At 38.8% G+C, this 23,759-nt stretch carries 19 protein-coding genes; 10 read left to right on the top strand and 9 right to left on the bottom strand.

Annotated features, from left to right (window positions below):
- Positions 1–14 precede the first annotated feature (14 nt).
- Positions 15–1,835: an Hsp70 family protein gene (locus F8B77_RS14280; protein WP_151656011.1), complete on the bottom strand. Its 1,821-nt coding sequence runs from the start codon at positions 1,833–1,835 to the stop codon at positions 15–17.
- Entirely contained in the window at positions 1,835–2,467 is a 633-nt protein-coding gene (locus F8B77_RS14275) for a DUF2760 domain-containing protein (RefSeq protein ID WP_151656009.1), read from the bottom strand. Before F8B77_RS14275 ends, F8B77_RS14280 begins: the two co-directional genes overlap by 1 nt.
- Positions 2,468–2,714: 247 nt before the next feature.
- Here F8B77_RS14275 and F8B77_RS14270 point away from each other — a divergent pair, with 247 nt between their 5' ends.
- Together F8B77_RS14270 and F8B77_RS14265 are read left to right on the top strand one after the other, a co-directional pair.
- A complete protein-coding gene (locus F8B77_RS14270; RefSeq protein ID WP_167512829.1) occupies positions 2,715–4,232 on the top strand; it encodes a sensor domain-containing diguanylate cyclase in 1,518 nt (505 codons plus the stop codon).
- Between the two features lie 90 nt (positions 4,233–4,322).
- A complete protein-coding gene (locus tag F8B77_RS14265; RefSeq protein ID WP_151656007.1) occupies positions 4,323–4,853 on the top strand; it encodes a 3'-5' exonuclease in 531 nt (176 codons plus the stop codon).
- A gap of 277 nt (positions 4,854–5,130) precedes the next feature.
- Here F8B77_RS14265 and F8B77_RS14260 read toward each other — a convergent pair whose 3' ends face one another.
- Together F8B77_RS14260 and F8B77_RS14255 are read right to left on the bottom strand one after the other, a co-directional pair.
- Positions 5,131–7,158 (bottom strand): methyl-accepting chemotaxis protein, encoded by a 2,028-nt coding sequence (locus tag F8B77_RS14260; protein WP_151656005.1) that lies wholly within the window; start codon positions 7,156–7,158, stop codon positions 5,131–5,133.
- A 155-nt stretch (positions 7,159–7,313) separates the two neighbouring features.
- The gene (locus F8B77_RS14255; protein WP_151656003.1) at positions 7,314–8,684 is read right to left on the bottom strand and encodes an L-cystine transporter; all 1,371 of its coding nucleotides are present in this window, start codon (positions 8,682–8,684) and stop codon (positions 7,314–7,316) included.
- Between the two features lie 254 nt (positions 8,685–8,938).
- Here F8B77_RS14255 and F8B77_RS14250 point away from each other — a divergent pair, with 254 nt between their 5' ends.
- Positions 8,939–9,580 (top strand): thiopurine S-methyltransferase, encoded by a 642-nt coding sequence (locus F8B77_RS14250; RefSeq protein ID WP_151656001.1) that lies wholly within the window; start codon positions 8,939–8,941, stop codon positions 9,578–9,580.
- 58 nt (positions 9,581–9,638) lie between these two features.
- Here F8B77_RS14250 and F8B77_RS14245 read toward each other — a convergent pair whose 3' ends face one another.
- The gene (locus F8B77_RS14245) at positions 9,639–9,989 is read right to left on the bottom strand and encodes a DUF2750 domain-containing protein (protein WP_130045630.1); all 351 of its coding nucleotides are present in this window, start codon (positions 9,987–9,989) and stop codon (positions 9,639–9,641) included.
- A 512-nt stretch (positions 9,990–10,501) separates the two neighbouring features.
- Here F8B77_RS14245 and F8B77_RS14240 point away from each other — a divergent pair.
- Complete coding sequence (locus F8B77_RS14240; protein ID WP_151655999.1) at positions 10,502–10,729, top strand: hypothetical protein; 228 nt, start codon at positions 10,502–10,504, stop codon at positions 10,727–10,729.
- Positions 10,730–11,272: 543 nt separating this feature from the next.
- Here the strand turns inward: F8B77_RS14240 and F8B77_RS14235 are convergent.
- Positions 11,273–12,463, bottom strand: a complete 1,191-nt coding sequence (locus F8B77_RS14235) for a class I SAM-dependent methyltransferase (protein ID WP_151655997.1) — start codon at positions 12,461–12,463, stop codon at positions 11,273–11,275.
- 342 nt (positions 12,464–12,805) lie between these two features.
- Positions 12,806–14,209, bottom strand: a complete 1,404-nt coding sequence (locus F8B77_RS14230; RefSeq protein ID WP_151655994.1) for a methyl-accepting chemotaxis protein — start codon at positions 14,207–14,209, stop codon at positions 12,806–12,808.
- A gap of 84 nt (positions 14,210–14,293) precedes the next feature.
- On the opposite strand from F8B77_RS14230, the gene yccX reads away from it, so the two are divergent.
- Positions 14,294–14,566, top strand: coding sequence for an acylphosphatase (yccX, locus tag F8B77_RS14225; protein ID WP_151655992.1), 273 nt, complete (start codon positions 14,294–14,296; stop codon positions 14,564–14,566).
- Between the two features lie 17 nt (positions 14,567–14,583).
- Here the strand turns inward: yccX and F8B77_RS14220 are convergent, their stop codons facing one another.
- Positions 14,584–14,910: a TusE/DsrC/DsvC family sulfur relay protein gene (locus F8B77_RS14220; protein WP_151655990.1), complete on the bottom strand. Its 327-nt coding sequence runs from the start codon at positions 14,908–14,910 to the stop codon at positions 14,584–14,586.
- 236 nt (positions 14,911–15,146) lie between these two features.
- Here F8B77_RS14220 and hrpA point away from each other — a divergent pair, with 236 nt between their 5' ends.
- Together hrpA and F8B77_RS14210 are read left to right on the top strand one after the other, a co-directional pair.
- Positions 15,147–18,983, top strand: a complete 3,837-nt coding sequence (gene hrpA, locus F8B77_RS14215; protein ID WP_244298266.1) for an ATP-dependent RNA helicase HrpA — start codon at positions 15,147–15,149, stop codon at positions 18,981–18,983.
- 108 nt (positions 18,984–19,091) lie between these two features.
- Positions 19,092–19,565: an outer membrane beta-barrel protein gene (locus tag F8B77_RS14210; RefSeq protein WP_151655986.1), complete on the top strand. Its 474-nt coding sequence runs from the start codon at positions 19,092–19,094 to the stop codon at positions 19,563–19,565.
- Positions 19,566–19,649: 84 nt separating this feature from the next.
- Here the strand turns inward: F8B77_RS14210 and F8B77_RS14205 are convergent, their stop codons facing one another.
- Positions 19,650–20,753 (bottom strand): phosphoribosylaminoimidazolesuccinocarboxamide synthase, encoded by a 1,104-nt coding sequence (locus tag F8B77_RS14205; protein ID WP_151655984.1) that lies wholly within the window; start codon positions 20,751–20,753, stop codon positions 19,650–19,652.
- Between the two features lie 174 nt (positions 20,754–20,927).
- Between F8B77_RS14205 and F8B77_RS14200 the strand changes: the two genes are divergently transcribed.
- The 3 genes from F8B77_RS14200 (at position 20,928) to F8B77_RS14190 (ending at position 23,734) form a co-directional block, all read left to right on the top strand.
- The gene (locus F8B77_RS14200; RefSeq protein ID WP_151655982.1) at positions 20,928–21,674 is read left to right on the top strand and encodes a DUF2884 family protein; all 747 of its coding nucleotides are present in this window, start codon (positions 20,928–20,930) and stop codon (positions 21,672–21,674) included.
- A gap of 23 nt (positions 21,675–21,697) precedes the next feature.
- The gene (locus F8B77_RS14195) at positions 21,698–21,985 is read left to right on the top strand and encodes a glutaredoxin domain-containing protein (RefSeq protein WP_151655980.1); all 288 of its coding nucleotides are present in this window, start codon (positions 21,698–21,700) and stop codon (positions 21,983–21,985) included.
- 66 nt (positions 21,986–22,051) lie between these two features.
- On the top strand, positions 22,052–23,734 hold the full coding sequence (locus F8B77_RS14190; protein ID WP_151655978.1) for a DUF342 domain-containing protein: 1,683 nt from the start codon (positions 22,052–22,054) through the stop codon (positions 23,732–23,734).
- The last annotated feature ends 25 nt before the right edge of the window (positions 23,735–23,759 follow it).

Genomic DNA, 23,759 nt, shown 5'->3' with positions numbered 1-23,759 from the left:
GATTAATAACCAAATTATGCTTCACGAACATCAAACTCAACGTGCCATTTCTCACCGCTGTCAGCAGCAATGGCTTCAAGATAAAGAGTCCCAAGTTCCGTCACTTTAGACGCTAAACGAACAGGAACCACTTCACCTGCAGAGCGACCTTCAGTAACAGGAAGCGTTACTTGAATCGTTGGAAGTTCTTCTAGCTCTTCTGGCATCCAGAAATCAAGATGAGTACCTGCTTGATCGTCACGACGAGTCGTTGAACCGTAGAATTTAAATTGTACAGGTTGGCCAATCACTAAACCAAATTGTTGACTAGGTACATCAGCATGCGAGCCTTCTTCCATACCAAATGGCGCAACACATAAAGCTTCCATTGGTGGTTCCATTCCAGGGATCGCAGGCATAGAGCTTTCGATACCAACATAGTAGCTTGATGCGATACCACCGCGGATACGAACACCGTTACCGGTACGAACAGAGCCGTAGTAAGAAGCACCAGCCGCAACAGCTAAATCAAGATCCAGACCTTCAAGAAGTTTTGCATCTTCCGCTTCAGCATCAATTAACCAATCATTAATAATGCCAAGTAAACGCTCAGCGAGAAGATTTGATTTTAGAACACCACCGTTTAAAAGGATCGCAGTTGGCTTAATAAAATCAGCTTCATTTTGTTGACCAAAAACGTCATCAGTTGCTGCTTGTTGACGAGTTAAGAAGCTAGCTAGATGACGAGTTACCGCCGCATCCTGTGCATAAGGTAGGCCGATTTGAGTCAATGCGCCACGAGCAGATTGAACTGGGTGTTCATTAACAGGAACAGCAGGGAAGAAACCTTCTACCAATGTTTGTTGTACTTCTTCTTGAGTCAGTTCAGTCTGCAGTGTGCCACCTAACAATTTAGACCCGCGGCTAGGAACCACAATTGGAACTGCACGTAAGTCTGAATCGTTAAGAAGCGCTTCTTTTGCATCTCGGCAAGCGTGAGTCATTACTTGGATTTGCCAAGGTTGCAGTTGCTTACCTTCTTGTGCCAGCTTCATCTTTAGACGATAAGCCAGAGCTAAATCCATATTGTCGCCACCAAGAAGAATATGATCACCCACCGCAACACGGTTTAGGCTCAAGTTCCCTTCTTCTTCAGTCACAGCAACTAATGATAAATCGGTAGTACCGCCACCGATATCAATCACTAAAATCACATCACCAACAGAAACTTGATCACGCCAAGCGTCACCGTTGTTTTTAATCCAGCTATAAACTGCAGCCTGTGGCTCTTCTAATAACGTAAGATTACGGAAGCCAAGATTATTTGCCGCTTCAGCCGTTAAATCACGAGCAGCAGGGTCAAATGATGCAGGAACGGTAATCGTAATGTCTTGTTCATTTAGAGGGTGCTCAGGGTTTTGAAAATCCCACGCATTTTGAAGGTGCTCTAAATAACGTTTAGTCACTTCAAGAGGTGATGCTTTGATCACTTCTTCTGGGCTATTTAGCGGTAAGAATGCTTCACGACGGTTTACGCCACCATGACACAGCCAACTTTTTGCACTTGCAATTAAGCGAATTGGCGTTTTGCTGCCAAGGTTACGAGCAATGCTACCAACAATTGCGTTTGGTTTGGTTGTCCAAGGAAGACTTGTGTCACCTTCTAATAGTTCAGCGTCATGCGCTTGATACATGAAAGAAGGCAGCTGTGATTTCTCTTCAACTTGGCCAGGAGCGGTTAATTGAGGGATTGGCATCACTTGAACGCTTGCATCTTCATCATGTAAATCCACATAAGAAAGAACACAGTGAGTTGTACCTAAATCGATACCAATGCTGTATTTAGCTTGTTCCATTACAGTTCAACCTCTGCTGGAGCAACGATTGTTGCGTCATAGCCATCAGCCAGTTTTGGCAGTTTCACTTCGGCTACCTTCCAACCACGGTGGATAAGTGTGCCGTTAAATGGAGCTTCACCTACTACATTACCTGTTAGGCGAACTTCTGATGGATTAAAACCAGCAGGAATAGTTAATCGAGATTCTTCTTCTTCAGTACGAACTGGAGTAAGTGTGAAGTAGTCGGATAATACTTTCTGGCCACCTTCATGAATAACACGAGCTGCTGCACCAACTTCTGCATCAGCAAAGCCTTTAAGGTCTTCTTGCATAAAGTCGATAAAACGCGCTTCTTTTTGTAAAAGAGATAATAATTGAAGAGCAGATTCAGGAGTAGATGTTTTTACTTTTGGTTCAACTTCGATGATTTTCTCAATGATCTTTTCAACTTCAACCACTTTTTCGATTTCGACGATTTTTTCTACAGGTTTTTCAACGATCTTTTCTTTTTCAATTTCAACAATCTTTTCGATTTCTACCGTTTTGCCTTTTTTCATCGCGTAAAGTAATACGAACAAAGCAGAAGTACCGAATAGAACAATGTGTCCTAAGTCGAAAGTAGAAGGAATAGCATTTACGTCAAAATTCATAATTCATTCTCTATATTTTTGGGTGCAATGCACTAAACGTTTTTAACTAAATTGTGGTGAATTGTAGCATATTCAAGGGATAAGAGATAAAAGAAGCGCTTTAAAAATGGATAACAGACACCGTTTGGCGCTATTTTGAACAAATTGCAGTTAATGTAATAAAATTTTAGTTTTGTTGGGTATTTAGTTTCGTTCGCTCTTAATAAGGACTAGAATTAGAAATATATCAATTGCTTGAGGGAAGAGCGTGCTTAAAAATAGTTATTTCTATGTAATAACCAGCTTTATCTTAGCGCTTTTTTTTAGTTTGCTCTCAATGAGGGTGGTCTATAAATCAGATTTAGATAGCAACAAGGAAAACTTCTTTAAAGAGGCTGATCGTCAGTCGGTATTACTCTCTCTTCTTATTGAAAAAGATATTGATTTTATTGGTGCAGGAGCTAATTTTTATCAATCCGGCTCCAAGCAAGATTGGCTGCAATTCCCACTCTTTGCCAGCTCATTACTCTCTAGCTCAGAAAGTTTGATTTCATTGCAATGGATGCAAAAAATTCAAGAAAATGAAATTGAGCAACATACTAAAAATGCTCAACAAGTTTTCCCTTCATTTAACATTTATACCGTCCCTAAAGATCAACCGAAAACGTTTGGTTATGTGATGAAAAATCATGAGCCCATTTATGTTGCAACCGATATTTATCCAAGAGATGAAGCAAATATAAAGCTATTAGGCTTCTATTCGTCCCGTGAGCGTTTTCAATTGGTTCTTGATGAGTTTATGAAAACAGGACGTCCAAGTGTGTCGGATAAAATTCGCTTATTGCAAGACAGTTTAGAGCAGAATGCACTAAAAACAGGGATGCTTGTGTACCACCCCGTGTTTACTACGGATAAACAAAATATAAAAGGAGTGGTGATTGGGGTACTTCGTATTACTAGCTATTTTGAGCAATTGATATCATCAACCTCATTAGGTGAATCTTTAGTGGTACGTATTATCGATACGGGTTTTGATGCTGAAGATGATCCAATCATGTTTCAGAGTACCCAATGGGATGATTTTAGCGAATTAATTTATACAAGTAGTATAAAAATAGAAAACCGTGTGTGGAAGATTGAATATAAAACCAATGAAAAATTTACTGATTACCAGCGCCTAACTCTGTTTTGGATGTTTATTGGTTCTTTGGCGATCTCTGTTCTAATTGCGACTCTTACCTTTATGGTTACGCGAGATAAATACAGAATTGAAAAGTTATTGGCGATAAGAACAAAAGAATTACATTATTTGGCTATGCATGATGATCTTTCTGGTTTACTAAATCGAAGAGCAATTAGAAATATCATAAATAGCCATATTAATGAAAACGTTTCATTTGCATTACTGTGCTTTGATATAGATAAATTTAAGCAGATAAATGACACTTATGGTCACCCAGAAGGTGATGAGGTATTACGGCATATTAGCCAATTAGTATCTAAATACTTAGAAGATAAAGCCTCATTCTTTCGGCTAGGTGGTGATGAATTTTCGATAGTGATTAAAGTTGAAAGCAAAGAGGCATTAACGAAAATCGCAAATGAAATTCATCATCTTGTTGAAAACTCACCAACACAGTTTGATGAATTTGAGATCTCACAAACCATCAGTATAGGCGGAGTTTTATGGAATGGTGAAGACAAAAAGGAATTAATTAAAGCCGCCGATCAGGCTTTATATCAAAGTAAGATGAAGGGGCGAAACCAAGTGACCATTTACGATTGAATTTTCAGCAATCGATTTTTATAGTATCGCGCTTATCATTTTGTTTAGGTAGAATAGCGCCTCCGTTTTATTTGAGTACCAAGGATCTCCATGAACTTTAATCGTATCGTCTGTTTTGACTTAGAAATGTGCTGTTGGAATGTTGATGGCAAAGGAACAACAGGGGAGATCATTGAAGTAGGATTAGCGGAGATCGACTTAATTAAAGGTGAAGTTGTTAAACGTGCTCAATATTATGTGAAGCCAGAAAAAGACGAAATATCTAAGTTTTGTGTTGAGTTAACAGGGATCTCCCCTCGAAAAATAGAAAAACAGGGTAGACCGTTAGCTGAGGTATTGAAGTCTATGATTAAGAATTTCGGTGGAACCAATAAAATTTATGCAGCATGGGGACACGATGAGCAAATTCTTGATGCTGAATGTAGAGCAAAAGGCATTGATATTCCATTCAGTGAGTTTTTGAATTTAGCGACGATTTATCGCATTAAATCACGTAAGAAAAATGAACGTATGGGTCAACGAAAAGCGATGGAAGAGCTAGATATCGAATGGGAAGGTAGACAGCATTCAGGCTATGTTGATGCTTATAATCTAGCGCAGTTAGCATTGAAAATATTGTAGAAATTTTTATTCCAAATAATAAAAAGGAGCTGATTAGCTCCTTTTTTGTATCTCTTTATTAGAGATTATTTATTATCGCGCTTATATAGTTCAACAAATGAACGCTGATAAGCTGTTGCGATTTTAGTTAGTATATTTCTAGCCATAACGTTATTTTTTTATATTAATTGGACGAGTTATTAGTCTCTGTATGGTGCGCATTATAGAGTTAAATTATATTATTTCTATCAAATAAAATTGTTTTTTTAGATTAGTTTTTCTTATGCAATATTTAGTGTTAAAAACGATAGTTTTGTATTAATGCTTTCTGTTGTGAGGCGATTCCTGCAACTTCTTTAGTTGATTCGACAAATGCACTAAGCTGTAATTCCATCTCCTCACCTTGTCTGTTTATGTGACCAATATTGTTACTTACCTCTGTAGCCGCTTGAGCTTGCTCTTCAGTCGCGACAGAGACTTGGGAAATCCGGTCACTGACTAGAGTGACAGCGTCTGATATATGCTCAAAGGTTTTACTGACGTCCATACTTGATGCTATAGCAAGTGACATTTCAGTCTGGCTAACAGCGATGGACGACTTTGCTTCATTTGCAGCATCCAATAATGCAGTCATTGTTTCTCTAATATTACGGGTTTGGGCTGAAGTACTGCCAGCCAACTGTCTTACTTCGTCAGCAACGACTGCAAATCCTCGGCCTTGATCCCCTGCACGAGCCGCTTCTATTGCCGCATTTAATGCCAGTAAGTTAGTGTTATCTGCCAAACTTGCAATTACACCAACCATCGATTGTATTTTATCAACTTCACGATCTAGTGTTTCCATCGCTATTACGTTTTTACTTAGCGCCTCATTTAATTGAGTTAATCGGCTGTTATTACTGCCAATCACGGTTACGCCATTAGAAGCCGCTTGAGTCGCATTATAAGTTTCCTGATGAGACTCTTGGGTTAACTTGGCAATTTCACTAATAGATAAATCTAATTGACTGACAATAGAAGCCATTGAGAGTAATGCTTCATTTTGTTGTGTTAGTCCTGCTTCAATATCATTTGAGACACTATTCGTGATTTCGGAGGTTTGATATAACACATCACAATTGTTTGAGATATTAACGATAGAGTGTGTGGTAGAGGTAATTACTTTGTTCAAATTTTTAGCGATTATTTGCATCTCTGCAGGACCTACCTCGGGAACCTTATGTTTATAATTATGGTCTGAAAGCTGCTTTAAATGATGGGTAATATTTTTTAATCCAATTGACATCCATGAGCGGGTCCAAGTAGCTACTATCCAAAGAGTAATGATTAAAAAGCAACTGCTGATTAAAATTATTTTCTTAAAAACATCAATGGAACTGTCGACGAGCTCAGTTCGTTGGGCTAACGATTTCTCCATTGCAAGAGCAATCTTACTGAGTAGAGTCGTTGCAAGAAAGGAAGTCTCTGAAGCCGCAGAGATTAACTCTTTTTGTTCTTTTACTAATGACAAAAAAGTAAGTCGTTGATTAGGTATTGAATCATCTTGACGCATCTCATCCATCACGATCTCTAATGGGGCACTTAGACTCATGTAGGTATTAAGATCTGGATACTCGAGTGATAAATCATCATAAGCTAACTCTAATGCCGCTATTCGATTGTAAATTTCACGATACCATTTCTGAGCAGTCATTATGTTATCTTCTGCCATTAAGGTTAAGAAGGTAGTCTCTAACGCCATAGCACTAGAGACAAAGCGATTTGATGCATCATCAGCGTTAGCATTATCAGTAATCAGGAATGCACTGATACGATTCATTTCAGGCCCAATAGAACTTAACCCATAACGCAGGGAAGGAAGATTTTCTTTGATTTTTGAAGAGAGTAAAAGCGTGTTTTTTTGAATGGATAAGATACGTGATGATTGCATGTTTAATGTGTGTATATGCTCTTTTAATTGATGAATTTGGTTTATCGTTAACTCTGCATTTTGATGTAATGAACGTTGTTGTAATTGACGGATTTCTGTTATTGATTGTTGATGAAGCTCGGTAATAATAGTTTGGATTTTAGATAAATCATTTGAGTTTTTAACATGTAAACCGTCATTCATGAATTTTACTTGTTGAAGTACGTTTTTTGTTAGTTCAGCATTAGATAAAGCAGAGGGCAACATCGTTTGGCTGAGTTGAGAGAATTGCTGGCCAACACGATCAATTCCTCGGCTACTAATCAAAGAGAGAAGGACAAAACAGATAACAATACTGGTTAATAATAGGGTGAAGACGTGAAGCAATGAAATGGGGGACTTCTGAAAGGGTTTCATCTATAACCTACACAAATAGAACAAGAAATTATGTTTTAGATAGTAAATAAGACGAATGACGTTAGGGTTACAGAGATATGTCAGTTTTATGAATCAAAAAAGGAAGCCAAATGACTTCCTTTTTGTTTTATAAGTAGTTAATTACAGATAGAAGATTACGCTTGTGCACTTTCTACTTGTTCATCTGTACTTTTCTCATCAAGTACTCGGCTTGTAATTGTACCCGCTGTCATTGCGCCACTTACGTTAAGAGCAGTACGAGCCATATCAATAAGAGGTTCGATAGAAATAAGTAGGGCAGCAATGGTTACAGGTAACCCCATTGCAGGAAGAACGATTAATGCTGCGAATGTTGCGCCGCCGCCGACACCGGCAATACCAAATGAACTTACTGTGATAATAGCAACTAAAGACAGAATAAAGTGAGCATCAATTGGGATCCCCATTGTTGGAGCAACCATTACCGCTAGCATCGCAGGGTAAATACCCGCACACCCATTTTGACCAATAGTGGCCCCAAATGTAGCAGATAAATTCGCAATCGCCGGTGGAACACGTAGCTTAGTAATTTGAGCTTCAACGTTTAGTGGAATTGTTGCTGCTGAGCTTCGAGAGCTGAATGCAAACGTCAATACAGGCCAAATTTTCTTGAAGTAATCAACAGGGTTTACACCAACAAATGAAACCAATAAACCGTGAACAACAAACATCAGAAGAATAGCGACATAAGAAGCAACAATAAATCCAAGTAGATTTAAAATATCTGCTGCATTGGATGTAGCAACAACTTTAGTTAATAGCGCTAAGATACCGTAAGGGGTTAAAGCCATAATCATCTTAACCAGACGCATTACAATTGATTGGGCTACATCAACAAAAGTATTAATTGGGCCTGCTAACTCTTCTTTTTCTTGGCTTACTTTACGAGCCGCGATACCAGCAAGGATAGCGAAGATTACAACCGCAATAATAGAGGTTGAGCGAGTTCCAGTTAAATCAGCAAATGGGTTAGTAGGAATAAAGCTGACTAGCATTTGAGGGATAGTTAAATCACTAACACTGCCAATGCGAGACTCTAATACCGCAACACGAGCTGTTTCACGAGCACCTTCAGTTAAACCTTCAGCAGAAAGTCCAAACATCTGTGTTACACCGATACCAATAAGTGCAGAGATCATCGTCGTTATTAGTAAAACACTGATAGTTACGCCACTGATTTTACCTAGTGAACCTGATTTATCGAGTTTAACAACCGCAGAAAACATAGAAACTAATACTAATGGCATGATAACCATTTTTAGTAATCCAACATAACCACTACCAACAATATTGATCCAATCAAGTGTCGTCTTGATTACAGTACTGCCTTCGCCATGAATGATATGAAGGCCCAAACCATAAAGACTACCAGTAATTAAGCCGATAAGAACAAGGCGAGAAAGCGTATATTCTTTGCGCTGTTGGGTATTAAGAAAGAAGATAAGACCGATAAAGACGATCAAATTGATGATAACGGCTAATGACATACTGCTTTTCCTGTTTATTTAGTGCGCTCATTATGTGTCGATTTGAAACAAGCTCTTTGTATTTAAAGGCATAATAACGGTAAGGCTGTCGGTAAGATAAGTGATAAAAGTTATCATATATAACCAAAAAGAATATATATTTGATTTTTGGTTATGGTTAAAGCAATAAGGGGATAAATTGAGTATTTGTAGAACAGAATAGGGGGATGAGGTACCATTTCGCAATAATAAAAAGTAAGTGGAAGGAAAAGTAAATGGAACATGAATTCTGGGAAAGTAAGTGGGCAAGTAATGTAATTGGTTTTCACCTACCTGATACAAACCCAATTTTGACTCAATATTGGTCAGCTTTAAAGCCGCAACGTAATGAGACGGTATTTGTTCCTTTATGTGGTAAGTCGATGGATCTCGATTGGCTTGCTGAAAAACATAACTCAATAACGGGTGTTGAGCTAAGTAAAATAGCCGTTCGTGCTTTTTTTGCTGAGCGCTTATATACACCCACGGTTACTGCATTAACTAGCACTCTTGAGTTATATGAATTTGATGAGTTAACTATTTATTCTGGTGATTATTTTACCGCACCAATTGAAGCAACTGATCTGATTTATGATCGTGCAGCGCTCGTTGCCCTACCTAAAGAGATGCGTAAAGAATATGTACAAGTACTACGCACTCGTTTAAAAGAGGGTGGGCGTATCTTATTAGTGACATTAGATTACGATCAAACTGAAATGACAGGCCCGCCATTTTCTGTTCCTGAAAACGAAGTTCGTTCACTATATTCTGGTATGAAAGTTACTCGCTTGCAGCGTGATGAAGCTGATGCTGATCATCCTAAAATTAAAAAAGGGTTATCACGCTTTGCGGAAGAAGTGTGGCTGATTGAAGGATAACGACGAAAAGGGCCGTAATAATAACAGCCCTTTAGTCTTTTTGTTTAAGAAGTAAACCTTATAGGTAAAGCTTTACAAGATCACTTGCTTCCACTTCTTTACCTTCAAGCTGTTGGTTCCAGTTTGTACCAACTAAAACACCATCTTCAGATAATGTTACTAGCCAATCTTCAGCAAAGATATCGAGTGGAATTTCTGTTACTTCAAAATCAGCCCATTCTTCAACGTTATGAAATTCAGCGTCTGCTTTGTTAGACCAGAATGGCATTACTTCAGAGTTTTCGAATTCAGTAGACTCTACAGAAATCCATCCTTCTTCGTTATAAAGACTCCAAACTAGCTGCGTTTCTTTCGTTTCTGCGATGAAAAGATCTAGGTTTGCTTGAGTATCTGACGTTAATTTGCTCATGATGATGTCTCGATTAAAATATACATCACAAATAATAAAGGATTATAAGATTTTTGATACTTAAATTTGACAAAAACTGTGTTATGAAACTGTCAACCAACAAATTCATAGCAACAAATTAACTGTAATAGCTTTGCGCTTTTAAGAATTAGTACCCTATGATTAAGGAACTACAGTGAAATTAATTTGTTGATGCGGTTAAATGGATTTTAGGTGGTTACATGAAAGAGACGGTCATGCCTTCCCAAGTAGAAATAAAAACAATGAAGGCGATGCTTATTCGTTAAATAAATCAGGGGTCCCAACAAAAGTTAATATTAGGCAAAACCTTGAGTAAGATTCGGTCCTGTTTACTGATTATGAGGCGAAGTTACTGTGCAAATTCACGGTAAACTGGTCATATTGGAAAGGTTGATTAGAATCTTAATCGCCGACATTTTAGCAAACCTAAGTTTCGTCAAAAAAACTGAAGTCAATATAATCAGTCATTGATTCTAAGGAGTTGAAGCTATATGGGAAGGACGAGTGGCATTAAAAAAGCACAACGTCGATGCAAAACGAAGTTGGAAGAAAGCTTATTTAGCGGTGAGAGGCGACCACGCCATCGAGAGTGCTGTTATGACAGGAAAGATGTCATGGATGACCAAGTCGTCGGTGAGTTATGCCAGCAAAATATTGCTGATGTTAAGCATATTAGCGCAGACAAAATGTACGACACCAACATAGTGTATAGCAATTAGAAGGGTGGTGTCCCGAATGCAGATATTGTCAATCTGCCAAAAGAGAACTCATTTTCTGACGAACACCACTATGCAAAACGAAAGCAGGATTTGGTGTAATGTAGAGTTTTAGGAGTGATGGTGTGGCAGAAGAAAAGGGAATATGGGCGACGAAATGTATCTGAAACAGCGGTGCAGAGGTATAAGAAAATCATCGGCAATAAACTTTATAGCCGAAAGTCATCAAACAAAATTCAAGAAGTGTTAATAGGTTGTTCACTTTTAAATCGCTTCACCCAACCCGGTATGTATGGCAGCTATCGTGTTACCTGATCACACTCAAAGACAATTGCCACCGATAAACTTGGTGCTAGCTCTGAAATGACCATTAATGGTGAAAATGATGCACTAAATCTAGTCGTAACTACACTTCCTAATTAACTGAAGATTTTGGAGCAACAACGCCAGCAACTATTTATAACGGTTAGTTGATGTAAATAAAAAGGCGAGAAGGGTTAACCTTCTCGCCTTATTTAAGTTATGTTCTTGAGCCGCTTTAGCCAATTACACTACGCGACAAGCAAAACCTTTAAGGTAGAAACCCTCAGGATAAGCTGAATCAAGAGGGTGATCCGCTGCTTGCTCAAAACGTTCAACAAATTGTACGGTGCGTTGTGCATCTAGTGCCGCATCGGCAATGATCTTTTGGAATAAGCCTGCATCCATTAAACCAGAACAAGAGTACGTTAGTAACGTGCCACCCGGATTAAGAATTTGCATTGCAAGCATATTGATGTCTTTATAGCCACGACATGCACCAGTTAGCTGGTTTTTAGATTCAGCGAATTTTGGTGGGTCCATAATAACAACATCAAATTTAGTGCCGTTATCGCGGTATTCACGTAATAGCTTAAATACGTCAGCGTTTAAGAATTCAGCTCTAGATAAATCAAAACCATTAATTTTAGTATTGTTCTTCGCATTATCAAGCGCTAGTTGAGAAACATCCGCATTAATAACGTGTTTAGCGCCACCTTTAAGCGAATACAAACCAAAACCACCCGTGTAAGAGAAACAGTTAAGTACTGTTTTGTCTTTTACGTATTTGCATGAACGCTCACGGCTATCACGTTGATCAAGATAGAAGCCTGTTTTGTGGCCATTGACGATATCAACGCTAATTTTAACGCCATTCTCTTCAATGATTACAGACTCTGGTGGCTCTTCACCGTGTAGAACGCCAGTTCGTTGTTTTAGACCTTCTTTTTTACGAACAGAAACATCAGAACGTTCATAAATATTGCAATCAGGGTAGCACTCGATTAACGCTTCAACTAATAAATCTTTAGTCGCTTCAGCACCAGCACTCAAAAGCTGACACACAAAGTAATTTTGGTAACGATCAATTGTAATGCCTGGTAAACCATCAGATTCAGCAGCGATTAGACGATAGCCAGTCAGACCTTCACGCTCAGCAAGAACATCACGTAAGCCTTGTGCTTGATTTAAACGACGAACAAAGAAATCTTTATCAATCGCTTCATTTTTATCAAATGTCCAAACACGAGCACGAATTTGAGATTGTGGAGAAAATGCACCACGAGCCAGCCATTCACCGCTGTTTGAATAGATCTCAACTGTTTCACCTAGCTCTGCTTTCCCATCAATGCGGTCAATACCGCGAGAGAAGATCCAAGGGTGACGGCGACGTAATGCTTTATCACGTCCTTTTACTAAATAGATTGAAACAGTCATATTGATGCTCTGATGAGTTAATTAGGGGGCTATTCTCTTTGATGTCGCAAGGAAAAGCAAACGAATACCAATCGTAGTAAATAACTGGTCATCCTAGCTTGTTAAAATGCTCGATAACTGCGTTAGAATTTTTGATTGTAGAATAACTACTTATCGAAAAATTCTGCCTTGTTCTCAAGCATTTTTTCTTCGCTATTTCTGAACACTTACTTACTGTGATTGGTATAAAAAGGAGTGAAGAGAGGATTAATCTAAAAGTGCGGAGTGAGAAATTAAAAATGCAGTAATAAAATGAATTATTACTGCATGAATTAGGCTATTGAAATGTTAAATCAGAAAAGACTACGCTTTTAATCCATTAAGCAGTAACTCTAAATCTTGACCCTTTAATCTAAGTTGCTCGATATTAGATTCAGAATCTTTGATCATCTTATGAACTTGATTTGATTGAGTTCGAACATCTTCAACCGTTGAAGCAATACTCACCGCCACTTCGCCTTGCTGGCTAGCTGCTGTTGCAATTTCATTGTTACTTTGGGCTATCGTATTATTACGATCGGCAATATTTGAAATATCATTATGTACGTGCTGCATTAACTCTTGGCCAATTCCAGCATTATTCACCGTATTCGATGTCAGAGTTAATAATGATTTACTGTTTGTTTGCAGTGCTTCTATCATTGCTTGGATCTCAACCGTTGCTTGTTGAGTTCGGCTTGCTAATGTACGGACTTCATCTGCAACGACAGCAAATCCACGACCTTGCTCACCAGCTCGGGCGGCTTCAATCGCAGCATTTAACGCCAATAAATTAGTTTGTTGTGAAATACCATTGATAGTCGCGACGGCATCATCAATTTTTGCGGCATTACTGTCTAGCTCTTGAACCGCATTGGCCGCTTGATTTATCTCTTCTGATAAGGCTTGAATCGCTTTTACGGCAGAATCCACTTGGGATTGACCAAGGCGAGCCGAATCCATTGCATCTGTAGATTGAGAAGAGGCTTCGTGAGTGTAATTAGCTACTTCTTTAATTGATGTCGCCATCTCTTCTGTTGCACTTGATAGTAAATCGAGTTGTGCAAGTTGCTTATCAGACGCATCTGAACTTTTATGACTGTTTTGACTTAATTCGGAGCTCATCTGTTGAATTAAGGCGACAGATTCTTGCATAGCTAAAACCAATTGTTGTTCGCGTTCTGCCAATTTATCAATAGTAATCGCAATAACGCTGAATTCATCTCTTACTGGGAAGAAATTCATACGTTGTGTTAAGTCACCAGACTCAAGCGTCTCTAATGCTTTATTCATAGTGAACATCGCGCCACCAATGAAGGTCATAACGTAATAAACACTAATAGCCATGACTAAAAAAACCACGATGATCAAAGAGATTTGTAACGCAGATAATGCAGACCAAAGCGTCACATTAGAATTAGCACTGATGCTATAATTTCCAGAGTTAACAGCAGCACTGTGTTCGCCCGAACCAACTGAAAACTCAGCGGATTGAGAGAGAAGATTCACCGCATCTTGTCGAGAAATATTTTGTTGATCCAACATAGAGGCAACGAATTGAACTTCGTGATCTAATGTTTCAGCCATCATGCTATCAGCAGCAGAATCCATAATTGCTGTTAGACTTAAAAGGGCGATAATTGGAAGTACGAATAGTAGATAAAACTTTTCTTGAATTTTTAGATGGATAAGGTACTTATCAATCCAACGAAATGCTGACTCTTTCATATGAGATCCGTATATATGATGTGGAAATTGATAATATCTCATGATTAAGAAGTTTTTATTATAAATTACAGTTATAGGTGAGTTATGTCACAAAAATTAGTTAAGTTCACTGTAAAGGGAAAAGTACAGCGTGTGGGTTTTCGTTTTCATACAGCACATACGGCATTGAAACTTGATTTAACAGGCTATGCTCGAAATCAAGCAGATGGTTCTGTTGAAGTGTTGGCTTGTGGTGAAGAAGATAAAGTGAAGGCGTTAGAAGAGTGGTTGAATACTGGGCCTCAATTAGCTCGTGTAGATTCTGTCGAGCGCGTTGAAACCCAGTGGCAAGAATTATCTGATTTTAAAATGTATTAAGTGTGGAGAACTACAGCTTAAAGACATTTTGCTGGCTTTGGTAAACCCGCCAGTTTTGTTGCTTGTTTTGCAGGGCCTAATTTAAACAGCGTAAATAGGTACTTGCTGTTGCCTTTTTCTGGACCATGTTCTTTTTCCATCGCTTTTACTAGCATACGAACTGCAGGCGATGTTTTGAACTCTTCATAAAAAGAACGAACAAAACGAACGACTTCCCAATGGGCTTCAGTCAGCTCGATGTTCTCTTCTTGTGCTAAAAGTGGAACTAACTCTTCACACCAATCGGTATGATTCATTAAATACCCTTGAGCGTCGCGTTCAATGTGCTTACCGTTAAATTCCATACAGCCATCTTAATGATTAGGATTAATCTATTGAGTTTAGCAAACAGATATCAGTTCGAGCAATCGAGAATTATTACATTTAAGTAAAACAGATTTTTATCTCTCAAAGGCAGATAACACAAAGAATGTGATAGAATTACCACAGTTAATGAATAATAAAAGATTCAGTAGGATATATTTTGAGTCAATCAAATCAAAATTCAGCAACCACACTTAGAAAAGCCTTAAGTGAATGTATGCTGCGTGACCGTTTTCGCCTAAGTAAACGCATTCAAGGCGCATCACGAATTAAAAAAGAAGAATCAAGAAATGCCGTGTTTGATGAAATTGCATTAGACATTGCACAATCTATGCAGGTTGCTAATAACCGCGAAATGGATCGCCCGACGATCAAATACCCAGATCTGCCTGTTAGCCAAAAGAAAGACGACATCGCAGAAGCCATTGCGAATAACCAAGTGGTTATCATTGCAGGTGAAACGGGTTCAGGTAAAACCACACAGCTACCAAAAATTTGTTTGGAATTGGGCCGTGGTAAATTCGGTAATATCGGTCATACACAACCACGTCGTCTTGCGGCACGTTCGGTTGCCGATCGTATTGCCGAAGAGATGGAAACACAGCTTGGTAGCCATGTTGGTTATAAAGTTCGATTTAACGATCAAGTGTCAGAGCGCACACAAGTTAAATTGATGACTGATGGTATCTTACTGGCTGAGATCCAAAACGACAGATACTTAAATCAGTACGACACCATTATTATTGATGAAGCGCACGAACGCAGTCTAAATATCGATTTTATCATGGGTTACTTGCGTGAATTATTGCCAAAACGTCCTGATTTAAAAATCATCATAACTTCGGCAACCATCGATCCTGAGCGTTTTTCAAAACACTTTAACAATGCACCGATCATTGAAGTATCAGGTCGAACTTTCCCAGTAGAAACGCGTTATCGTCCAATTGTTGAAGATGGCGATGATACCGATAGAGATCAACTTGAAGCCATTTTTGATGCCGTCGATGAGTTGTGTGAAGAAGGGTTAGGGGACATTCTGTTGTTTATGACAGGTGAGCGAGAAATTCGTGATACTGCAGAAGCACTAGAAAAACGTAACTTACGAGACACTGAAATTGTGCCTCTGTATGCACGTTTGTCGTCTCAAGAGCAAAATCGTGTGTTTCAACCTCATGCTGGTCGTCGAATTGTACTGGCAACCAACGTGGCAGAAACGTCGTTAACCGTTCCTGGTATTAAGTACGTTATTGATCCAGGTACTGCGCGTATTAGTCGCTATAGTTACCGAACTAAAGTGCAACGTCTGCCAATTGAAGCGATTTCACAAGCCAGTGCCAACCAGCGTATGGGCCGTTGTGGTCGTGTATCTGAAGGTGTGTGTATTCGTCTGTATTCAGAAGAAGACTTTGTTGCGCGCCCTGAGTTTACCGATCCTGAAATTTTACGTACTAACTTGGCGTCTGTTATTTTACAAATGACCGCGTTAGGTTTGGGTGATATTCAAGCCTTTCCATTTGTAGAAGCGCCAGATAATCGTAATATTCAAGATGGTGTCAAACTGCTTGAAGAGTTAGGGGCAATTAACCCTAACGCTAAAGACTCAAAGAAAAGCTTAACGAAAGTGGGGCGTGAATTGGCTCGTTTGCCAATCGATCCACGCTTAGCTCGTATGGTTCTAGAAGCGCCAAATTACAATGCATTGCAAGAAGTGATGATCATTGCGGCAGCACTGTCGATTCAAGATCCTCGCGAACGCCCAAGTGACAAAAAACAGCAGTCTGATGATAAGCATAAACGCTTTAATCATGAAGATTCAGACTTTTTGACCTTTGTGAATGTATGGCAACACGTGAAAGAGCAACAAAAAGCCCTTTCAAGTAACCAATTTAGAAAGCAATGTCGTAAAGATTTCTTAAACTACTTACGTGTTCGTGAGTGGCAAGACGTTCACTATCAATTAAGCCAAGTAATGAAAGAGCTTAATTATAAAGTGAATCAAGAAGCGGCAGGTTATCAAAGCGTACATACTGCAATTTTAGCCGGTATGCTTTCTCACATCGGTCAAAAAGACCAAGAGAAAAATGAATACCAAGGTGCTCGAAATGCGCGGTACCATATTTTCCCTGCATCTGGCTTATTTAAGAAACAGCCAAAATGGATAATGGTTGCAGAGCTGGTTGAAACCTCGAAATTATGGGGGCGTATTGTTGCGAAAATTCAGCCTGAATGGATTGAACCACTAGCAGGTCATTTGATTAAACGCAGCTACAGTGAACCGCATTGGTCGAAAAAATCTGCTGCAGTAATGGCATACGAGAAAGTTACTATTTACGGCATTCCAATTGTACCTAAACGCCAAATTAACTATGGTTCGATTGATGCGCCGGTATGTCGTGAAATATTTATTCGTTCAGCACTCGTTGAAGGGGATTGGAATACTAATCATAAATTCTTCAAAGACAACCGTAAGCTATTGCAAGAAGTTGAAGAGTTAGAGCATAAATCACGTCGTCGCGACATCTTGGTTGATGATGATCAGCTTGCTGAATTTTATGATCAACGCGTAAATACCGATGTTGTATCAGGTCGTCATTTTGATTCTTGGTGGAAGAAAGCACAGAAAGAAACGCCGGATTTACTGAACTTTGAAAAAGAGATGTTATTCCGTAATGATGCAAGTCATGTAACGGATCTTGATTATCCTAACTTCTGGCACCAAGGTAACTTAAAACTGAAACTTAGCTATCAGTTTGAACCAGGCCAAGACAGCGATGGTGTTACTGTTCATGTACCATTGCCAATTTTAAACCAAGTAACGATGGATGGCTTTGATTGGCAGATCCCAGGTTTACGTCACGAAATGGTTGTTGCTTATATTAAGTCACTGCCAAAAACGATTCGTCGTAACTTTGTGCCTGCTCCGAACTATGCCGATGCGTTTTTATCTCGTTCAACGCCATTTGATGCGCCGTTATTAGATAGCCTTGAAAAAGAACTGCGACGGATGACCGGGGTAGAAGTGTTACGTGAGGATTGGAAGTTAGAGCAAATTCCAGATCATTTAAAAGTAACCTATCGCGTTGTTGATCATCGCAATCGTAAGCTAAAAGAAAGCCGTGATTTATATGATCTAAAAGATGGCTTAAAAGATAAAGTTCAAGAGACGTTATCTCAAGTCGCAGATGATGATATTGAGCAAAAAGGGCTTAAAACGTGGAGCTTTGGTGAACTGCCAACGCTTTATAAGCAGAAACGTGGTGGCTTTGAAGTTAAGGCTTATCCTGCAATTGTAGATGGTAAAGACAGCGTTGAAATCAAACTGTTTGAGACAGAAGAAGAGCAGCACAATGCAATGAAAGCAGGTCAACGTCGCTTGATCCTTCTTAATGTCCCATCGCCAATTAAGTACTTACATAGCAATTTACCAAACAAGTCAAAATTAGGTTTGTACTTTAATCAATATGGACGAGTGTTAGATTTAATTGATGACTGTATCGCTTGTGGTATTGATAAGTTGATTGAAGAGAAGGGGGGGCTAGTTTGGGAGCCTGAAGCTTTTGATAAAATGAAAGAGCACGTTCGAGCAGAGCTTGGAGATACTGTCGTTGAGATAGCAAAACAAGTTGAAACGATTTTGACAACGGCATTTCAAATACAGAAAAAACTAAAAGGTCGAGTTGATTTAAGTATGGCATTTGCGCTTTCTGATATTAAAGCACAAATCGAGAACTTAATTTTCAAAGGCTTTGCGACAGAGTGTGGTTGGAAGCGATTGGCAGACATTCATCGTTATATGAAAGCGATTGAACGTCGAATGGAAAAATTGCCAATTGATCCTAATCGAGACCGTATGCATTTACTTAAAGTGGAAGGTATCAATAACGATTATAAAGAGTTATTAAATAAAATACCGAAAGGGCAACCAATTCCAGATAAGGTAAAAGAGATCCGCTGGATGATAGAAGAACTGCGAGTGAGCTATTTTGCCCAACAACTTGGGACACCGTATCCAGTTTCTGATAAACGAGTTAAAAATGCCATTGCCGATTGTTAAGGTATCCCCTAGACTATAGGTAATGTCGGCATATTAATTGCTTACTATAAATAAGATTAAAAAGAGTGGCAAAGATTGCCGCTCCCTTTTTGAAAAATAGGATTGAAAATGAAAAAGACACTTTTAGCGTTAGCTCTAGCAAGCGTATCAGTAACTGCTGCTGCGGATTCTCTAATTTACGGTGGCCTACAAGCTGGTTCTGCTGATTACAGAGGCGACAGTTCAACGGTATACGGTGCTCACATTGGTACTGGTATCCTTCCGTTCATTGGTTTAGAAATGGGGGCTTGGAACCTAGGCTCTTATGACGTTGCAGGTCAAACCACAGACGTAACTTCTGTAAACTTTGCTGTTAAGCCAAGTATTGAATTAGGTCCTTTGCACGTTTACGGTAAAGCGGGTCTGCACAGTTGGGAAGAGAAGGGCGCATTTAAAGATGACGGCGTTGATCCATTCTTTGGTTTGGGTATTGAATACAATATCTTACCAATGTTTACTGTTGGCGCAGGTTACAACAACTTTACGGTTGGCAATGAAAACATCGATTTCGCATCTGTTAACCTAACAGTGCACTTCCTATAATCATCTGATTATTAGAATACTAAATACAAAAATGGCGACCAATGCGGTCGCCATTTTTTATTCATAAGATAGAGAAATCAAAAGTTAATCAACTAATTGATACTCTTCTTTCAATACCTTGATAATTTCGGCTTTTGGATTATCACTAAGCGAAATTGGTGCTCCAGTGATTTTAGCGGCTATATCCAAATACGTTTTTGACAGCTCCATCATCGCCTCTAGCGGAAGTGCATTATCTTGAGCTAACGCTGAGCGTTCATCCATACGATTCTTATTTAATAAGATATCAGACTCAGGGAAATGGTTTAATAAAAACTGACGGAAGCCTTCTTTAGAGTTTTCGATAATGTGCCCTGAGCGATAGGCGTTTTTATCCCAAATACGAGAAGAATCAGGCGTACCCACTTCATCCATATAAATCAGTTTTTCATTACCTTCAGCATCGTTAACGTAACCAAATTCAAATTTAGTATCGACAAAGATTTGGTCTATTTTGTTTAATGCTTTCGAAATAACGGCAAAGCCTTCTTTTAATAATTTTTCATATAATGCGATGTCTTCTTCGCAAGAAAAATTAAACTTAGCGTAGTTATCTTCGATGTTTTTACGAGTGATATTTACATCATCAACTTCCGGTACGCCATCAATGCCTTTTAAAACACCCTTGGTTGATGGTGTTAGTAGCAATTCAGGTAATTGTTCGTCTTTTTCTAAACGCTCAGGAATTTGAATACCACAGAACTCACGCTCACCATTTGTATATGCACGCCACATTGACCCTGTAATATATTGGCGACAAATCGCTTCAATCATAACAGGCTTAGCTTTTTGCACTATCCACACAAATGGATGAGGAATATCAAGAATATGGCTATCAGCAAGCCCGTTATCTTTAAATAATTGGAACCAATGGTTAGAGATAGCATTTAATGCAGCGCCTTTACCAGGAATTCCTTTAAGTCCACCTTCGCCGTGCCAAATACAATCGAATGCTGAAATACGGTCACTGATAACCATGATGGCAAGAGGTGCATCTGCGGCAACGTTGTAGCCTTTTTCTTTAATAAGGCGACGGCTGTCTTCTTCTGTTAACCAATATACAGAACGTACTTTACCACTGTGTACTGGTTTATCAGTGCGGATCGGAAGATCATCATTAACAGCAAGTACTTGTTCGGAAAGACTCATTATAGAATTCCTATATAAACAATTTAAATACAGGGAGCATCATACCAGAACTATTTATGACTACCAGAACAAAAGCAAACGTTTGCTATTGTTTGTGTCAAAAATCTGAGTTGAGCTAATTAGTGTCGATCAGTTACACTCAGCAAAAGGAAAAAATCAATCAATAGGGCGTTTATGCTAGGTAAAAAAATCATTGCTTTAGGTATGTTAGTTTTAACAAGTAATACTTGGGCGGCTATGTGTCCAGTGACAGTAGAAAATGACCTGCTACTAACGCCAGCAGGTGAAGTAAAAGTAGATAAAGCTCAAGACAAACTGAGAATTGACCAAAACGGGCGTGTATTTGTTAATGGTGAAGAACTTGACCTAACACAAGAGCAGAAATTAGCCATTAAAAAATATCAACAGCAAGTGGCTAGTTATATGCCTTCAGTGGTTGAGTTTGCTGATAAAGGTATCGCCGCTGCCACCGATTTTGTGAACGAAATAGAGATCTCATTGGATGCAGAAGGCTCTTTTGGTTCTGTTAAGAACAAAATTGATGAATATGGTGTAACAGCAAAGAAAAAATTTTACAAAGGAAAGGACTTAGTGCTTGAGCATGACTTTTTTAAAGAAGTCGATACAACATGGAAGAATGATTTTGAAGTGATGATCCAAAGCTTAGATAAAGAGCTTTTCGCCAGTGTATTTAATTCATTGTCAGATAAAATGCAAAATGGTGAGTTAAACTTTTCAGAATTGCAACAACAATTTGCTGACGTTCAGGCGTCTATCAAAACAAAGATGAACGAAAATAGCAAAGAAATTAAAGCCGACGCTCAAGAGCTATGTGATTCAGCAAAAGAGATTGCAGATCAAGAAAAAACACTTCACGAATTGGTTCCAGAATTACAATCGTATCCCGTTTTTACCATTTAATTATAAATAAAGAGATAAAGAAAATGTTCGACACAACTCAAACCATTATATTTTCAAAAACAGTATGTCCATTTTGTGTTAAAGCAAAAGCAATTTTTGACGATAAGAATATAGCGTACAAGGTATTAACTTTGGATGTTGATTTAAGTAAAGATGAAATGGTGTCATTAATTCAAGAAAAAGAAGGCATTGCAGTAAATACAGTTCCTCAAATCTATCTAGATGGTAAATATATCGGTGGCCACGACGATTTAGTGGCGTTTTTTGAGCGTCAAGAGACCGACATGGATCTGGATGGTTTTGAACTGTAGAATACAGTTAACTAATTAATATTTACGTCAAAACTATGCGCGTAATAAATACTAAGAGTGATGGATATGTGGGATTCTCTTCTAACGTTAATACAGGATAACAATGCGGCTGTTTTGCGTTTTCCTGATAATTTTCAGCCGGATGTTGAACCGACCCTTAAAGGGTTTAAAGATTCATTAGAAGAGATAGGTGCAACAGGCTTCTTTTTTGATGAGAAGAGCATTACTTCAATCATTCACGATATAAAAAGTGGAATGGTGAGTAACCACCAAAACCGTCAAGTTGCCGAGCGCCGTGATGCGGAAGTATTTCTTACGCTAGAAGAGCGTGATATGAAAGCAACGATGGCAGTAATTGGTGCTTACGGTGGGCGTGATATTCAAAGTAGCGATATCATCTCAGCACTCACTAGCATGGAAGTCACTCGTGGTATTAGCCAGAATGCACTAAAGAAAGTTATGTATCTTGGGCGTAACCTAGCAGCAGGTGAGAAAGTTTCTCTTGTCGTTGCTAAAGGCAAAGAACCGATTGATGGAAAAAATGCCAGTTTTACACCCTTAGTTGAAGATTTTAGAGAACAAGCTTTGCAGCCTCAAGAAAAAGAAGGGGAAGAAGATAAAGTCGATATGCGAGATTTGGGTGAAACGATCACGGTCGTTGAAGGTGATGAGTTAATTCGTCGTATCCCTCCAACAACAGGCACTGATGGTTTTACAGTTACAGGTGAAGTGATCCCTGCCACGCCGGGTAAAAATACAAAGCTTCGTGCAGGTAAAGGCGCAACCATTTCTCCAGATGATCCTGAGTTAATGATAGCAGCAATATCAGGCATGCCTTGGATTAACCAAGATGGCGCAGATGTTGATAATGCACTGTGTTTAAATAATGTCGATATCTCAACCGGCCATGTGAAATTTAAAGGCAGTGTTATTGTTAGTGGCGATATTGCCGCAGACATGATCGTAAAAGCAACTGGCAGCGTCACTGTCGGTGGCTTTATTGAATCAGCTGATGTACAAGCACATGGTGATGTAATTGCCATGAAAGGCATCATTGGTCACCAAGTAGAAGATGGTGAAGAACATACCTGTTTTGTTAAAGCGGGTGGTAAAATTACCTCAAAATTTGTGCAATCAGCTAACCTGCAAGCATCAGGTGATATTGAGTTAGGTCTACATTCCATCCAGAGCTTTGTTAAGAGTAAAAGTTCCGTTACGGTTATGGACAAATCAGGTCGAAATGGTTCGATCGTTGGTGGGGAAGTATACGCAGGTTCAACCATTACAACGGTGAATTTAGGGGCAACAGCAGGTACAGAAACCTTAGTAAAAGCCTTTACACGCTTCGATAAGTATAAAGAAAACATTGCTGATTTGAATGCAAAATATAAAGCTGCTCAAGAGAACACAATGAAAGTGGTTCGAGCTGAAATGGACTTAGCAAAAATTCCAAAATCTGAACGAACGCCAGAACAAATTGGACGTGTTAAAACCATGAAAGAAGACTCGAATAAAGAGATTGCACTTTCAATGAATCGATTCCAATCTGCTGAAGAAGAGCTAAGAAAACAACTAACAGAAAACGTAATTAAAGTGACTGAGAGAGTTTACCCAAAAGTCACGATTCAATACTCTGATGAGCAAGTAACAACAAAACGTGAACATAGCCCGTGTAAGATATATTTCAATGAATATGAAATAAAAATCGACCCAATCATCTCAAAAAATACCAATTTGATTGCAGATTAATGATTAGGTAACACATCTTAATTAA

The organism is Aliivibrio finisterrensis (assembly GCF_008933155.1).
In the GTDB taxonomy this organism is placed as follows: Bacteria; Pseudomonadota; Gammaproteobacteria; order Enterobacterales; family Vibrionaceae; genus Aliivibrio; species Aliivibrio finisterrensis.
This window is presented reverse-complemented; position numbering and strand designations above follow the sequence as displayed.

What these genes read in the sequence shown, in the direction of transcription:
- F8B77_RS14200 (WP_151655982.1), top strand. Translation starts at nt 20,928, where the DNA reads ATGCTAGGTAAAAAAATCATTGCTTTAGGTATGTTAGTTTTAACAAGT.
- F8B77_RS14250 (WP_151656001.1), top strand. Translation starts at nt 8,939, where the DNA reads ATGGAACATGAATTCTGGGAAAGTAAGTGGGCAAGTAATGTAATTGGT.
- yccX (WP_151655992.1), top strand. Translation starts at nt 14,294, where the DNA reads ATGTCACAAAAATTAGTTAAGTTCACTGTAAAGGGAAAAGTACAGCGT.
- F8B77_RS14205 (WP_151655984.1), bottom strand. Translation starts at nt 20,753, where the DNA reads ATGAGTCTTTCCGAACAAGTACTTGCTGTTAATGATGATCTTCCGATC.
- F8B77_RS14230 (WP_151655994.1), bottom strand. Translation starts at nt 14,209, where the DNA reads ATGAAAGAGTCAGCATTTCGTTGGATTGATAAGTACCTTATCCATCTA.
- hrpA (WP_244298266.1), top strand. Translation starts at nt 15,147, where the DNA reads ATGCTGCGTGACCGTTTTCGCCTAAGTAAACGCATTCAAGGCGCATCA.
- F8B77_RS14275 (WP_151656009.1), bottom strand. Translation starts at nt 2,467, where the DNA reads ATGAATTTTGACGTAAATGCTATTCCTTCTACTTTCGACTTAGGACAC.
- F8B77_RS14255 (WP_151656003.1), bottom strand. Translation starts at nt 8,684, where the DNA reads ATGTCATTAGCCGTTATCATCAATTTGATCGTCTTTATCGGTCTTATC.
- F8B77_RS14245 (WP_130045630.1), bottom strand. Translation starts at nt 9,989, where the DNA reads ATGAGCAAATTAACGTCAGATACTCAAGCAAACCTAGATCTTTTCATC.
- F8B77_RS14195 (WP_151655980.1), top strand. Translation starts at nt 21,698, where the DNA reads ATGTTCGACACAACTCAAACCATTATATTTTCAAAAACAGTATGTCCA.
- F8B77_RS14220 (WP_151655990.1), bottom strand. Translation starts at nt 14,910, where the DNA reads ATGGAATTTAACGGTAAGCACATTGAACGCGACGCTCAAGGGTATTTA.
- F8B77_RS14240 (WP_151655999.1), top strand. Translation starts at nt 10,502, where the DNA reads ATGGGAAGGACGAGTGGCATTAAAAAAGCACAACGTCGATGCAAAACG.
- F8B77_RS14280 (WP_151656011.1), bottom strand. Translation starts at nt 1,835, where the DNA reads ATGGAACAAGCTAAATACAGCATTGGTATCGATTTAGGTACAACTCAC.
- F8B77_RS14260 (WP_151656005.1), bottom strand. Translation starts at nt 7,158, where the DNA reads ATGAAACCCTTTCAGAAGTCCCCCATTTCATTGCTTCACGTCTTCACC.
- F8B77_RS14190 (WP_151655978.1), top strand. Translation starts at nt 22,052, where the DNA reads ATGTGGGATTCTCTTCTAACGTTAATACAGGATAACAATGCGGCTGTT.
- F8B77_RS14235 (WP_151655997.1), bottom strand. Translation starts at nt 12,463, where the DNA reads ATGACTGTTTCAATCTATTTAGTAAAAGGACGTGATAAAGCATTACGT.
- F8B77_RS14210 (WP_151655986.1), top strand. Translation starts at nt 19,092, where the DNA reads ATGAAAAAGACACTTTTAGCGTTAGCTCTAGCAAGCGTATCAGTAACT.
- F8B77_RS14265 (WP_151656007.1), top strand. Translation starts at nt 4,323, where the DNA reads ATGAACTTTAATCGTATCGTCTGTTTTGACTTAGAAATGTGCTGTTGG.